Source organism: Rhizobium sp. 01T417, assembly GCF_056398905.1.
Genome location: NZ_JBFTQH010000016.1, coordinates 55,047 through 68,103 on the forward strand (window position 1 = coordinate 55,047; position 13,057 = coordinate 68,103).

Sequence of the window (13,057 nt, forward strand, 5' to 3'; positions counted from 1 at the left end):
AGGGTCCCGTCAGTGCTCTTCGTACTGAATGAAGGAGGGATCGGCGAGGTCGGCGAAGCGGGTGAATTCCGATTGGAAGGCGAGCTTCACCGTACCGGTCGGCCCGTGGCGCTGCTTGGCAATGATGACGTCGGCCGTACCCTTCACCTTGTCGAACAGCGCTTCCCATTCGGCATACTTCGGATCGTTCGGATCGCGCGGCTCGAGGTTCTTGACGTAGTATTCCTCACGGAACACGAAGAGCACGACGTCGGCGTCCTGTTCGATCGAGCCGGATTCACGAAGGTCGGAAAGCTGCGGGCGCTTGTCGTCGCGGCTTTCGACCTGACGCGACAGCTGGGAGAGTGCAATGATCGGAACGTTGAGTTCCTTACCGAGCGCCTTCAGGCCCGTCGTGATCTGGGTGATTTCCTGCACGCGGTTTTCGCCTGATTTGCCCGATCCGGTCATCAGCTGGATGTAGTCGACGACCAGGCAATCGAGGCCGCGCTGGCGCTTCAGGCGGCGGGCGCGGGCGGAAAGCTGCGCGATCGAGATACCACCGGTCTGGTCGATATAGAGCGGCACCTTCTGCATCATCATCGAGCAGGCAACGAGCTTTTCGAAGTCGGCATCGTTGATGTCGCCGCGGCGGATCTTCGAGGAGGAGACTTCCGTCTGTTCCGAGATGATACGGGTGGCCAGCTGTTCGGAGGACATTTCGAGCGAGTAGAAGCCGACGACGCCGCCGTTCTTGGCCTTGTAGCTGCCATCGGGCTGCACTTCGCCTTCATAGGCAGCCGCGATATTGTAGGCGATGTTGGTCGCTAGCGAAGTCTTGCCCATACCCGGACGACCGGCAAGCACGATCAAGTCAGAACGCTGCAAACCGCCCATTTTGCCGTCAAGCGAATGGATGCCGGTGGAGATGCCGGACAGACCCCCGTCGCGCTCCTTGGCGACGGCTGCCATGTCGATCGCAAGCGCCACGGCATCGTTGAAGGACTGGAAGCCGCCATCGTAGCGGCCGTTCTCGGCGAGTTCGAACAGACGACGTTCCGTATCTTCGATCTGTGTCTGCGGCGGCATGTCGAGCGGGGCGTCATAGGCGATGTTGACGACGTCTTCGCCGATGGTGATCAGCGCGCGACGCAGCGCCAGATCGTAGATCGCGCGACCATAGTCCTCGGCATTGATGATGGTGACGGCTTCGCGGGCAAGACGCGCCAGATATTCGGAGACCGTCATGTCACCGACCTTTTCCTCAGCCTTGAGGAAGGTCTTGATCGTCACCGGATTGGCGATCTTGCCCATGCGGATGATGTCGCCCGCGACTTCGAAAATCTTGCGATGCAGCGGTTCGTAGAGATGGATCGGCTTCAGGAAGTCCGACACCCGATAATAGGCGTCGTTGTTCATCAGGATCGCGCCGAGAAGCGCCTGTTCGGCCTCGATATTGTTCGGGGCTTCCCGGTAGTGCTGCTCCGCGGGAGCAACGGCGGCAATCTTTCGAGCGACGTCGTTCATCTTGATCCGTTCTGTCTTGTTCAGCTTCGGGTGTGGCGCGCGCGCGCGACAAAATCAAGTGCGGAAGAGAGAAGACGCCAATGCCGCTGTCGATACAGGGGAGCTTTGCCCATTGTTCGACTTCTCCACAGTCTCACTTGCGGTTAATGCAAAAATACCGAAAGTGTCACCTGCGGAACACGGCCAAAACGACTCACTTCCATTGTGCCTTATTTGGTAGTCTAGGCCTGTCGGAGGAGACTTGCATCCGAGCAGGCGCGTCGGCACTTGAAAAACAACGGAAAATAATATAGGTAGTAAGGATATAATTAGTGCACTAACAAAATGGGGCTGAAATATATGGCAAAACCCACCCTTGGGCGTGAGCTAATCGAAGACCTTGCTGCCTTCAATCGCAAGCTTAGGGCCGTCTTCGACAAGATAGTGCGGGAGCGCAGCATGACGTTGCCGCGCGCCCGGGTCTTCTTCACGCTCAACAAGAAAGATGGGATCAATCAGCGCGAACTTGCCGAACGGCTGGAGCTGGAGACGCCAACGCTCGTCAGGATCCTCGATGCGATGGAAGCGCAGGGCTTCGTGCAGCGGCGCGTGGCCGGCTCCGATCGCCGTGCCAAGGAAATCTACATCACCGAGACCGGCAAGGTCGTGGCGGGTGAGATTGAAGACATCGCAGTAAAAGTGCGGGCGCAGGTCATTGCCGGTATTCCCGAAAGCGATCTGAAGACTACTTTGGACGTGATACGGGCCATGCAAGCCAACCTGCAGGGCATTCGGGGAATTTGAGGTCCTGCCGATGAGCCTCGCCCAGACCGCCAACGACAATGTGGCGCCAAGGCCAGCCGGGGAGGCGAAGCCGGACACGCAACCGATGCCGTCGCCGCCTCCAGCGGCGGGCGTACCGATGCCGGCCTGGAAAATGCCGCTCTACATGGCGGCGTCGGTCCTGCTTTTTCTGACGCAGGGCCTCGGAATGAACCTGCTCACCGCCAATATCTATCAGCTGCAGGGTTCGTTTTCGGCGACCACGACTGAACTCTCCTGGCTGTCGGCGGCTTACATGGCGCCTTACGCCAGCATGTCGATTGCACTCTTCAAGATCCGTAGCCAATACGGCCTTCGCCGTTTCGCTGAACTCGGCATTATCTGCTTCGTCGCTGCGGCGGTGCTCAATCTTCTTATCACCGACCTGCATTCCGCAATCGTCGTGCGCACGCTGAGCGGCATGGCTGCAGCACCGCTGTCGACGCTCGGCTTCCTCTACATGCTGGAGCCTTTCCCCCAGGAAAAGAAGCTCTCGCTGGGGATCAGCCTTGCGCTGATGTGTACGTTGTTTGCTTCGCCGGTGGCGCGCATCGTCTCGCCCTCGCTGCTTCATTTCGGCGGCTACCAGGCGCTCTATATGTTCGAGATGGGGCTCGCGCTCGTCGCCTTTCCAATCATCTATCTGCTGCCGCTCACAGCACCGCCGCGGGCCAATGTCATCCAGCGGCAGGATATAGTGAGCTATCTCCTGCTGGCGGTCGGCTTCGGATGTCTCGCCGTCGTATTGACGCTTGGCCGGCTCTATTGGTGGTTCGAGGCGCCGTGGATCGGCGTGCTGCTGGCGGTGTCGGTCGGCTCGCTTGCGCTCATGCTCGCCATGGAGTTGCCACGCGCCAGTCCCCTGATCGATTTCCGCTGGCTGTTCACCGGCGCGAACATGCGGATGGCAGGCGTCCTGCTGCTCTTCCGCTTCGTCTCCTCCGAGCAGTCGTCAACCGCTGCCAATTTCTATCAGCAGCTCGGGCTTCTGAACGATCAGACCGTGACACTCTACGCGATCATTCTCCTCGCCTCGTTGGTTGGTGGTCTTTTCTGCGCATTTCTGATGACGACCCGTTACGTCGAGACCGCCCACGTGCTGGCGCTCGCCCTTATTGCAGCCGGCGCCTTCATGGACAGCCAGTCGACGAGCCTGACGCGTCCGCCTCAGATGTATCTGAGCCAGGCGATGGTCGCCGCCGGTGCGGCGATGTTCCTGCCGCCTGTCATGGCGAATGGCTTCAAGGCGGCGATCTCCCGCGGCGTGCAGTATATCGTGAATTTCCTGGTGATCTTCGTCTTCACGCAGAGCATTGGCTCGCTCTTTGCCTCGGCGATGCTCGGGACTTTCGTGACGATCCGGGAGAAGTTCCACTCGAACGTGCTCGTCGAGCATATTCTGCTGCAAGATCCGATCGTGGCGCAGCGCATCTCCCAGATGAGCGCGGCCTACGGCAAAGTGCTTGGCGACAAGACGCTGCTCAACGCGGAGGCCCTGATGTTGCTCGCGCAGCAGGTCAGCCGCGAGGCCTGTATTCTCGCCTACAACGATACGTTCCTTGTCATCGGCTACTCCTCCGTCTTCGGCCTGATCGTCATTCTTCTGCATCAAGCGTGGCGCCGGCTGCCGTGGTCAGGGACAGGCCAGTCCGATGCAATCCCCGCTCAATCGTGATCTCAGGGCGTCAGCATGTTGAAATTTCTTCGGTCCCCCTCGACCATCATCGCAGTGCTCGCCGGCATCGCCGGCGTCCTGCTCGTTCTCTATGCATGGCGCCTTCCGCCGTTCGTCACGTCAGTGGAGACGACCGACAATGCCTATGTTCGAGGCTACGTCACGATCTTGAGTCCACAGGTGAGCGGCTATGTCGTCGATGTGCCCGTGAAGGACTATCAGCAGGTCAAGCAGGGCGACACGCTCGCCCAGATCGATGACCGCATTTACGTCCAGAAGCTTGCCCAGGCGCGTGCTGCGCTCGACGGGCAGAAGGCGTCGCTCGAGAATTCCCGCCAGTCCGAGCTTGCGGCAAAGGCGAGTATCGCCTCCAGCGAGGCGCAGATCGATAGCGCGAACGCAGCGTTGACGCGCGCGCAGCAGGCCTGGGATCGCGTAAACAACCTCAGCAACCGCGGGATCGCATCGCAGAGCGAGACAGAGGCCGCACAGGCGACGCTTGACCAGGCAAAGGCCGCCCTGAACCAGGCGAAGGCCGCACTCGAGGTTTCCAAGCAAAACCTTGCGACGATCATCGTCAACCGTTCGCTGCTGGAAGCCAACGTCTCAAGCGCTGAAGCCGTGGTGCATCTGGCGGAAATCGACCTCCAGAACACCAGGATCCTGGCGCCACGCGACGGTCACCTCGGCGAAGTCGGGGTTCGAATCGGGCAGTACGTGACGGCCGGCACGCAGCTCATGGCGGTCGTGCCGGAGGACGTCTGGGTCGTCGCGAATTTCAAGGAAACGCAGCTTTACGGCATGCAGGTCGGCCAGCCGGTAACCATCACCGTCGATGCGCTCGGCAGGCGGCAGCTGAGGGGGTACATCGAGCGCTTCTCGCCGGCCGCCGGATCGGAGTTCGCGGTCATCAAGGCTGACAATGCGACCGGCAATTTCGTGAAGATCGCGCAGCGTGTCGGCGTGCGCATCCGCTTCGATCCCGACCAGCCGGCAGTCAAGGACTTGGGCCCGGGTCTCTCGGTCGTCGTCGATGTCGACAAAAGTGCCGCGCCGCAACAGAACACAGCATCCAAATAAGCAGAAAGCCCGGCGTGAGCCGGGCTTTCGTACATTCCAGAGAGGTTTCTCTGAAGATTAAGCTTCGTCGCCTTCGAGGTTTGCTTCCGGATCGAAGAAGTCTTCCGGACGCAGGGCGTCTTCGTCAACGCCGTAGATGGCATCGACGGAGGTGAGGGTTTCGCCCTTCGCCTGACGGCCAGCTTCTTCAGCCGAACGCGCAACGTTGAGCTCGACGTGAATTTCGACTTCAGCGTGGAGCTGCAGTTCAACCTTGTGCAGGCCGATCGACTTGATCGGGGTGTTCAGGTGAACCTGGTTGCGGCCGATGTTGAAGCCTTCGGCAGCGAGGATTTCAACGACGTCGCGAGCAGCAACCGAGCCGTACAGCTGGCCGGTTTCGCCAGCCGAGCGAACGACGATGAAGGACTTGCCGTCGAGAACGTCAGCAACCTTCTGTGCTTCCGACTTGCGCTCGAGGTTACGAGCTTCGAGCGTTGCACGCTCGGATTCGAAACGCTTCTTGTTGGCTTCGTTGGCGCGAAGAGCCTTGCCGAGCGGCAGGAGGTAGTTACGAGCGAAGCCGTCGCGAACCTTTACGGTTTCGCCCATCTGGCCGAGCTTGGAGATGCGTTCAAGAAGAATGACTTCCATGTTGGTGTTCCTTTCGTGTCTTTAGATTTTCGTGTCTGTCTGTTTGGGGGCATCGACATCCTTGTTCGGGGTCAGTGCGATCGCCTTGCGGGTATCGCTCAGTCCCACCACGAGGATGAAAAAGGCTGGCACCATCAGGACGAGCGATGCCAGGTAGCAGAGGATGAGTGCCGGCAGGCGCCAATCCTTGCCGCGCGTGCGGAAGTGCAGCGCGGCGAAGCCGGAAAGCAGGAAGCCGGCGCCGAAGGTGCCGACGACGGTTGCTCCGATCATCGCCGGTATGCCGCCGAAGAACGTGGCGGCAAGCCCAACGAGAAAAACGAAGATTGAATTGCGGTTCATGCGCAGTGCCGAAGGAATGTCCTCACGCGGACGCAGACCACGGCCGGATGCACTGACGATCCGGGTTGCGATGTGGTAGGCGGAAAACAGCATGACCACCCACATGCCACCCTGGATGGCAGGCAGCATGAGCAGGACCAGCGATTTGGTTTGTGCCGTCACTGCCGGATCGGGCGAAAACTCTGGCTGCTGCTGCGCAAGCGAGCCGAACAGGACATCGACCAGCCGGTCGATGAGCTCAGGACCGTAACCGATCATCACGCCAACGACGATCACCGCGATGGTGACGAGGCCGCAGAGATGCAGCAGGATATCCGAAAGCGGATACCAGGCCATCAGATGCTCAGGCCCGCCAAGCTCCGAGGCGGGACGGGCAAGATTCGCAAGGTGGCTGAGCCACCCGGCCGGAAGCAGCGTGACCAGCGTCATCATCAGCGCGAAGGACGGCGAGATGGCGATCGCGCCGACTACAGCGGCTGCGACGACGGCAGAGATTGCCGCCATGTTGCCCCAGCCGAGGCCGACGAGAAGAATGGGAAGTGCCGAAGCAGCGTAGAGGACCGCGCTGAACGACGGCTGCAGGCTCGCGCCGAGCACCAGAAGTGCTGCGGTCACTCCGGCGAGTGCGCCAATGCTTAGCGTTTTTGTGTTCAGTCGGTTCACGGTCGCTGTCCTGCTTCATCGAGCAGTTAGAGGGTTCTTCTGAACAGCTTCAGAAAAGCCTCAACATGGGTTTTAAGAGTTCCGATCCGCGCCCATCGCGAAAGGGAGAAGGGAAGGCACAGCTGCCTTCCCTCGATTTGGTCTCGTCGGCTGATTAAGCGACGACGTACGGCAGCAGGCCGAGGAAACGAGCGCGCTTGATCGCCTGGGCGAGTTCGCGCTGCTTCTTCTGGGAAACAGCCGTGATACGGGAAGGAACGATCTTGCCGCGCTCGGAAATGTAGCGCTGCAGGAGACGAACGTCCTTGTAGTCGATGCGCGGAGCGTTTGCGCCGGAGAACGGGCAAGTCTTGCGACGACGGTGGAACGGGCGACGAACCGGAGCGGAGGAAGCTTCAGACATTCTTAGATCTCCTTATGCACGGTCTTCGCGGGGAGCACGGTCCGGACGCGGACCACGCTGGAAGTCGCCATCCCGGCGCGGCGGACGGTCGCCGAACTCGCGGCGCGGGCCACGGTCGCCGCCTTCACGCGGGCCGCGGTCGTCGCGGTCGCGCTTCTGCATCATGGCAGACGGGCCTTCTTCGTGCTTTTCAACAGCGATCGTCATGTAGCGCAGGACGTCTTCGCTGATGCGCATCTGACGTTCCATTTCCTGCACGGCAGCAGCCGGGGCGTCGATGTCGACGAGAACGTAGTGAGCCTTGCGGTTCTTCTTGATACGGTAGGTGAGGGACTTGAGGCCCCAGTTTTCTACGCGCCCGACCTTACCGCCGTTAGCTTCGATAACACCCTTGTACTGTTCTACGAGGGCATCAACCTGCTGAGCGGAAATATCCTGTCGGGCAAGGAATACATGTTCATAAAGAGCCATGACAGCTTTGCCTTTCTTGCGTTTATTCAACCCGATATTCGGCGGCTAAGCCTCAACGACTGCTCCTGAATGGGCGGACCCAGGCAAGAAAAGCGTTTCCGAGACGGTCGAGAGCGGAGACACGGGAGGCTGGAACGCTTCCGTTCCGAACGATTTCCCGTAGGAAACCGGCCCTCCGTTCAGCCACCAGCCAGAAGACCGGGTTTGCGAACAGGGCGCTTATACGGATTTTTGGCGGAAACGCAAGGGACAGTCAGCAATGTTCTCGTTGCGAGTTCAACGACGGTAGCCCGGCCTTGCGCAGCCCGTCGACGAAATGGTCGTAGTGACCGGGGTCGACGTAGGGCGTCAGGATCTTCCAGTAATGCTCCAGGTCGGCGGGGACATTCGCGAGAATTTCCGGGATCAGGCGCTGTGCCTCCTCGCGCCGCTGCAATTGCCCCAGGCTTGCAAGAAGAACGACGCGGTTGAAATAGGCGCGTCGCAGGGAAAGGCCGCGCTCGGAATAGTGGATCGCTTCCTCGTAGTTGCCGAGATGGTAGTTCGACAGCGCCAGCCGGTCGAGGATGAGGTAGGCCAGGGGATCATGCGGGCTGAGCCGCAGGGCCATATGGAGTGGATCGCAAGCTGCCGCAAAGTGGCCAGTGAAGATTCTGGCCCACCCAAGTCCCATATGCGCCAGCGCGAAATTGGGATTGAGATCGATCGCCTGCTGTGCCTCTTCTACTGCGGCCGGGGCGTTGTGAGCGACGAAATGGCCAAGACACATGGCGTAGTGGGAATAGGGATCGCGCGGATCGAGCGCCACTGCGCGCTCTGCCTCCGCCCGAAGTTCCGTGCTGTCCCTGTCGACATCGCTGCTGAAGCCGTGGAAACAGCGCGCGTAGAGCGAGCGAGCCAGCATCATGTGAGCGCGTGCGAATTCGGGGTCGAGCTCGATGGCTCGGCGATGCCAGGCTATGGATTCGATGAAGTGTTCGGCGGTATCCTGGGCATTGTGGAGCCATGTGCCGCGCATATGGCTTTCATAGGCATCAAGATTGTCCGTCGTTCTAAGCAGTGCCCGGCGGCTTTCGCCTATCAGGATTTCCGGCTCGATGGCGCCGACGACATTTTGGGTGAGCTCGTCCTGGATGGCGAAGATGTCGGCGATTTCGCGGTCGTAGCGCTGTGCCCAGAGGTGAATGCCGCTCTCCGCTTCGATCAGCTGCCCCGTGACGCGGACCCGCGTCCCGGACCTGCGCACACTACCCTCCACGAGATAGCGGACACCGAGATCGCGTCCAATCTGCTTCACGTCGACGGCCCGCCCCTTATAGGCGAAGGAAGAATTCTGGGCGATGACGAAAAACCAGCGGTAGAGCGAAAGCGCGGTGATGATGTCTTCGGTCAAGCCATCGGCGAAGAACTCCTGCTCTGGGTCATCGGACATGTTGACGAAGGGCAATACCGCAATCGAGGGTTTGTCAGGCAGTCGGAGCGGCCCCCCGAGCGCGCCGCCCTCCACGGGGTCCTCGCCGGTCCAGTCGACCTTATGCACAGGCACCGGGCGCGGAATGTTCTTCAGCGTACGATCGCCCATCGGCACGAGAGGGAAGTCCAGCTTCCCTTCGATCTGCTCGCGCAAGGCGCCAGAGATGCAGATACCCGAAGGTAGCGCCACCTCCTGAAGGCGGGCGGCGACATTCACCCCGTCGCCGAGCAGGTTATCGCCGGAAACCACGACGTCCCCGAGATTGAGCCCGAGGCGAAACTCCATTCGGCGATCCACAGGCAAGTCGGCGTTTCGGCGATTGAGCGCGCGCTGGATGGCGACCGCTGCGCGAACGCCTTGCACTGCGCTGTGGAATTCCGCCACCACGCTGTCTCCGGAGCTGCCGAAAATCCGCCCGCCATGCTCGCAAACGAGGTCACCAATCGTGGTGCTGTAGACGCTCAGGGTCGCAAGCGCATCCTCCTCGTTGGCTGCAACAAGGCGGCTGTAACCGGCCACGTCGCCGGCAAGGATGACTGCGAGCTTCCGTTCCACGGAATGAGCTCCCCGCGGCCCTACACAGAGCCCTATAAACGTAGCTGAATTGCGCAGGACGGAGAAGCGGAAATTGCCGCGCGGGCAAAGTTCTCGAAACTTGTCGTTGTGGCGACTTGCGTGGGGCGGGCCCCGATGCAATGGTTTCAGGGCAGTGATCTGGCCGTCGACGGCCAGATCGTGATGCATCGTCCGGTTGCCTTAGATCGGGATCGGGTACTGGCGATGAACCGCCTCGATTTCCACGAGAACGTCGTGCGACAGCTTGAGATTGACGGAGCTCAGGTCTGTATCGAGCTGTTTCATCGTCGTCGCGCCGATAATCACCGAAGCCATGAATCGGCGATGCAGGCAGAAGGCGAGCGCCATCGCAGCAGGATCGAGCCCATGCCGTGCAGCGATGTCGAGATAAGCCTTCGTCGGTGCTTCCTGCAAAGGCTGCAGCCGACCGCCGAGATCGCCATTGATCGCCCCGCGCGAGCCTTCCGGCTTGGCGCCGTCGATATACTTGCCGCTCAGGATGCCGCCGGCAAGGGGGGAATAGGCGAGCAGGCCGACATCCTCGTGATGCGACAGCTCCGCCAGATCGAGGTCGTGGTGGCGGTAGAGCAGATTATATTCGTTCTGGATCGTGGCAACGCGCGGCAGGCCGAGCTGTTCGGCGAGCGTCAGATACTTCTGGGTGCCCCAGGTGGTTTCGTTGGAAAGGCCGAAGGCGCGAACCTTGCCTTCCCTCACAAGAGCACCCATCGTTTCCAATATCTCCGTGATATTGGCGACGGCCTTGGCGTGGTCCTGCTTGAAGGGATCGTAGTGCCAAGCCTGACGGAAATGGAAATGTCCGCGGCTCGGCCAATGAATCTGGTAGAGGTCGACATAGTCGGTCCGCAGGCGCTTCAGGCTTGCCTCGATCGCCAGGCGAATATTCTTCGCGTCGGCACCGTCGCCGTTGCGGATGTAGGAACGGCCGGGGCCCGCGACCTTCGTCGCGAGCACGATATCCTCGCGCTTGCCCGTCTTCTGGAACCAGCTGCCGATGTAGTCTTCGGTCAGCCCCTGCGTTTCCGCCGAAACGGGCGTAGTCGGATAGAGCTCGGCCGTGTCGAAGAAGTTGACGCCCTTCTCGACGGAATGGTCCATCTGCTCGTGCGCTTCGATCTCGGTGTTTTGCGTGCCCCACGTCATGGTGCCGAGGCAGATTTCGGACACGGAAATATCCGTGCGGCCAAGTTTCCTGTATTTCATCTGAAAGCCTTGAAAGTGATCTGAAAAAGAAATGGTCTGGAGGGGCGGCGCAAATCTAGACTGTAATTGAGTAAGCGCAAGGGGCCAAAACGCTGCGTTCTCGCAGCTGCAAAAGCCTTGGAGCGCGGGGCTCCGGCACTTGACTCTGAAGGAAAGAATGTCAATTGGAGGCGAAATAACCAGAGGTCCAATTATAAAGGACATAGGATGACCATCGCTTTCACATTTCCGGGGCAGGGCAGCCAGGCTGTCGGCATGGGCAAGGATCTCGCTGAAAACTTCGCCGAGGCACGCGCCGTCTTCCAAGAAGTCGACGAAGCGCTGGGCGAGAAGCTGTCCGAGACGATGTTCAATGGGCCGGAAGATACGCTGACCCTGACGGCCAATGCGCAGCCGGCCTTGATGGCGGTGTCGATGGCGGTTATCCGGGTCCTCGAAACCAACGGCGTCGACCTAAAGGCAAAGGTCTCCTATGTCGCCGGTCATTCGCTAGGCGAATACTCAGCGCTCTGCGCCGCAGGAACCTTCTCGCTGGCCGACACTGCACGGTTGCTCCGCATCCGCGGCAACGCCATGCAGGCCGCCGTACCGGTCGGCGTGGGCGCGATGGCGGCCATTATTGGCCTTGAACATGCCGATGTCGCCGCCGTCTGCGAGGAAGCCTCGGCCGTCGGCTCCTGCCAGATCGCCAACGACAACGGCGGCGGTCAGATCGTCATATCAGGCGAGAAGGCGGCCGTCGAAAAGGGCGCTGCGATTGCGACCGAGAAGGGCGCCAAGCGCGCGATCCTGCTTCCGGTCTCCGCTCCCTTCCATTCTTCGCTGATGGCCCCAGCTGCAGAAGCGATGCGCGAAGCGCTGGCCGGCGTGAGGAAGTCCAACCCGGTCGTGCCTCTTATCGCCAACGTGCGCGCTGCGCCGGTGACCGACGCCGACGAGATTGCAAAGCTGCTCGTGGAGCAGGTGACGGGCCAGGTCCGCTGGCGCGAGACTGTCGAGTGGTTCGCGGTCAATGGCGCGACTACGCTTTACGAGGTCGGCTCCGGCAAGGTCCTGACCGGCCTTGCACGCCGCATCGACAAGACGGTGAACGGCATCGCCGTCAACACGCCTGCTGATATCGACGCGGCCGTTGCCGCCCTGATGGCCTGATAGATTTAACGATTACAAGGAACACTACCCATGCTCGATCTTTCCGGCCGCAAGGCTCTGGTTACCGGCGCATCCGGCGGCATCGGCGAAGAAATCGCCCGTATCTTGCATAAGCAGGGCGCAATCGTCGGCCTTCATGGCACCCGCGTCGAGAAGCTTGAGGCGCTGGCCAACGATCTCGGCGATCGCGTCAAGATCTTCCCGGCCAACCTCGCAGACCGCGATGAAGTCAAGGCGCTTGGCGTCAAGGCGGAAGCCGATCTCGAAGGTGTGGACATCCTCGTCAACAACGCCGGCATCACCAAGGACGGCCTGTTTGTGCGCATGAGCGACGAGGACTGGGATAGCGTCATCGAAGTGAACCTGACGGCGATGTTCCGCCTGACGCGCGAGATGACCCATCCGATGATGCGCCGCCGCTATGGCCGTATCATCAACATCACGTCGGTCGTAGGCGTGACCGGCAATCCGGGCCAGGCCAATTACTGCGCCTCCAAGGCGGGCATGATCGGCTTCACGAAGTCACTGGCTCAGGAGATCGCAACCCGCAACGTCACGGTCAACTGCGTGGCGCCTGGCTTCATCGAGTCCGCCATGACCGGCAAGCTGAACGACAAGCAGAAGGAAGCGATCATGGGAGCGATCCCGATGAAACGCATGGGCACCGGCGCGGAAGTCGCCTCTGCGGTTGCCTATCTCGCCTCGTCGGAAGCTGCTTATATGACAGGCCAGACGCTGCACGTAAACGGCGGCATGGCCATGATCTGAAACGGGAAACTGCGTTTCGAGGCAGTTTTCGCCGCAATAGCGTGTTGAGCAACCCGATGGGGTTGATTTTCTGGCTTTGCGGCAGACTTAAACCGTGTTAAGCGGGCCATGACTGTGAACAGTCTCCCGAGAAAGCAGACGGACCGGCGGGCTTTTGTGCAAGCCTGGGACATTTCTGGTAGCCGGGTTCAAAGAGTTTGCCGAGGGTGGCTTAACGGCGCCGCAGGCTGAAACAGGGTAGGGATGTCACAAGGCATTCTGATCAGGATATAAGGTCGAGGAAACCGAC

At 60.5% G+C, this 13,057-nt stretch carries 12 protein-coding genes; 5 read left to right on the top strand and 7 right to left on the bottom strand.

Features of this window, described 5'->3' with window-relative positions:
• Nucleotides 1-9 precede the first annotated feature (9 nt).
• Nucleotides 10-1,506: a replicative DNA helicase gene (locus tag AC1DPR_RS17105; RefSeq protein ID WP_018857382.1), complete on the bottom strand. Its 1,497-nt coding sequence runs from the start codon at nucleotides 1,504-1,506 to the stop codon at nucleotides 10-12.
• A gap of 339 nt (nucleotides 1,507-1,845) precedes the next feature.
• Between AC1DPR_RS17105 and AC1DPR_RS17110 the strand changes: the two genes are divergently transcribed.
• Genes AC1DPR_RS17110 through AC1DPR_RS17120 form a run of 3 tightly spaced genes read left to right on the top strand, consistent with a single transcriptional unit; the run spans nucleotide 1,846 to nucleotide 5,062 of the window.
• Nucleotides 1,846-2,289, top strand: coding sequence for a MarR family winged helix-turn-helix transcriptional regulator (locus AC1DPR_RS17110; RefSeq protein WP_018116191.1), 444 nt, complete (start codon nucleotides 1,846-1,848; stop codon nucleotides 2,287-2,289).
• A 10-nt stretch (nucleotides 2,290-2,299) separates the two neighbouring features.
• Complete coding sequence (locus AC1DPR_RS17115; protein ID WP_113470710.1) at nucleotides 2,300-3,982, top strand: MFS transporter; 1,683 nt, start codon at nucleotides 2,300-2,302, stop codon at nucleotides 3,980-3,982.
• A 15-nt stretch (nucleotides 3,983-3,997) separates the two neighbouring features.
• Complete coding sequence (locus tag AC1DPR_RS17120) at nucleotides 3,998-5,062, top strand: HlyD family secretion protein (RefSeq protein WP_018857380.1); 1,065 nt, start codon at nucleotides 3,998-4,000, stop codon at nucleotides 5,060-5,062.
• A 57-nt stretch (nucleotides 5,063-5,119) separates the two neighbouring features.
• Here the strand turns inward: AC1DPR_RS17120 and rplI are convergent, their stop codons facing one another.
• The 6 genes from rplI to AC1DPR_RS17150 all read right to left on the bottom strand — a co-directional run bounded on the left by rplI (nucleotide 5,120) and on the right by AC1DPR_RS17150 (nucleotide 10,848).
• Nucleotides 5,120-5,695 carry a 50S ribosomal protein L9 gene (rplI, locus tag AC1DPR_RS17125; protein ID WP_113470711.1) on the bottom strand — a complete coding sequence of 192 codons (576 nt, stop codon included), beginning with the start codon at nucleotides 5,693-5,695 and terminating at the stop codon, nucleotides 5,120-5,122.
• Between the two features lie 21 nt (nucleotides 5,696-5,716).
• Nucleotides 5,717-6,700, bottom strand: a complete 984-nt coding sequence (locus AC1DPR_RS17130) for a YybS family protein (protein ID WP_018857378.1) — start codon at nucleotides 6,698-6,700, stop codon at nucleotides 5,717-5,719.
• Nucleotides 6,701-6,854: 154 nt separating this feature from the next.
• Complete coding sequence (gene rpsR, locus AC1DPR_RS17135; RefSeq protein ID WP_004680498.1) at nucleotides 6,855-7,103, bottom strand: 30S ribosomal protein S18; 249 nt, start codon at nucleotides 7,101-7,103, stop codon at nucleotides 6,855-6,857.
• Between the two features lie 12 nt (nucleotides 7,104-7,115).
• Entirely contained in the window at nucleotides 7,116-7,574 is a 459-nt protein-coding gene (gene rpsF, locus AC1DPR_RS17140) for a 30S ribosomal protein S6 (RefSeq protein WP_018857377.1), read from the bottom strand.
• 253 nt (nucleotides 7,575-7,827) lie between these two features.
• Nucleotides 7,828-9,603 (bottom strand): adenylate/guanylate cyclase domain-containing protein, encoded by a 1,776-nt coding sequence (locus AC1DPR_RS17145; protein ID WP_113470712.1) that lies wholly within the window; start codon nucleotides 9,601-9,603, stop codon nucleotides 7,828-7,830.
• Nucleotides 9,604-9,804: 201 nt separating this feature from the next.
• Nucleotides 9,805-10,848 carry an aldo/keto reductase gene (locus tag AC1DPR_RS17150; protein WP_113470713.1) on the bottom strand — a complete coding sequence of 348 codons (1,044 nt, stop codon included), beginning with the start codon at nucleotides 10,846-10,848 and terminating at the stop codon, nucleotides 9,805-9,807.
• A 207-nt stretch (nucleotides 10,849-11,055) separates the two neighbouring features.
• On the opposite strand from AC1DPR_RS17150, the gene fabD reads away from it, so the two are divergent.
• Both fabD and fabG read left to right on the top strand, forming a co-directional pair.
• Entirely contained in the window at nucleotides 11,056-12,000 is a 945-nt protein-coding gene (gene fabD / locus AC1DPR_RS17155; RefSeq protein ID WP_113470714.1) for an ACP S-malonyltransferase, read from the top strand.
• 30 nt (nucleotides 12,001-12,030) lie between these two features.
• Nucleotides 12,031-12,768, top strand: a complete 738-nt coding sequence (fabG, locus tag AC1DPR_RS17160; RefSeq protein WP_018857373.1) for a 3-oxoacyl-[acyl-carrier-protein] reductase — start codon at nucleotides 12,031-12,033, stop codon at nucleotides 12,766-12,768.
• Nucleotides 12,769-13,057 lie beyond the last annotated feature (289 nt).

Bases quoted from the DNA above. Each gene is read 5' to 3' on its own strand.
- AC1DPR_RS17105 (WP_018857382.1), bottom strand. From the start codon at position 1,506: ATGAACGACGTCGCTCGAAAGATTGCCGCCGTTGCTCCCGCGGAGCAG.
- AC1DPR_RS17110 (WP_018116191.1), top strand. From the start codon at position 1,846: ATGGCAAAACCCACCCTTGGGCGTGAGCTAATCGAAGACCTTGCTGCC.
- AC1DPR_RS17115 (WP_113470710.1), top strand. From the start codon at position 2,300: ATGAGCCTCGCCCAGACCGCCAACGACAATGTGGCGCCAAGGCCAGCC.
- AC1DPR_RS17120 (WP_018857380.1), top strand. From the start codon at position 3,998: ATGTTGAAATTTCTTCGGTCCCCCTCGACCATCATCGCAGTGCTCGCC.
- rplI (WP_113470711.1), bottom strand. From the start codon at position 5,695: ATGGAAGTCATTCTTCTTGAACGCATCTCCAAGCTCGGCCAGATGGGC.
- rpsR (WP_004680498.1), bottom strand. From the start codon at position 7,103: ATGTCTGAAGCTTCCTCCGCTCCGGTTCGTCGCCCGTTCCACCGTCGT.
- rpsF (WP_018857377.1), bottom strand. From the start codon at position 7,574: ATGGCTCTTTATGAACATGTATTCCTTGCCCGACAGGATATTTCCGCT.
- AC1DPR_RS17150 (WP_113470713.1), bottom strand. From the start codon at position 10,848: ATGAAATACAGGAAACTTGGCCGCACGGATATTTCCGTGTCCGAAATC.
- fabD (WP_113470714.1), top strand. From the start codon at position 11,056: ATGACCATCGCTTTCACATTTCCGGGGCAGGGCAGCCAGGCTGTCGGC.
- fabG (WP_018857373.1), top strand. From the start codon at position 12,031: ATGCTCGATCTTTCCGGCCGCAAGGCTCTGGTTACCGGCGCATCCGGC.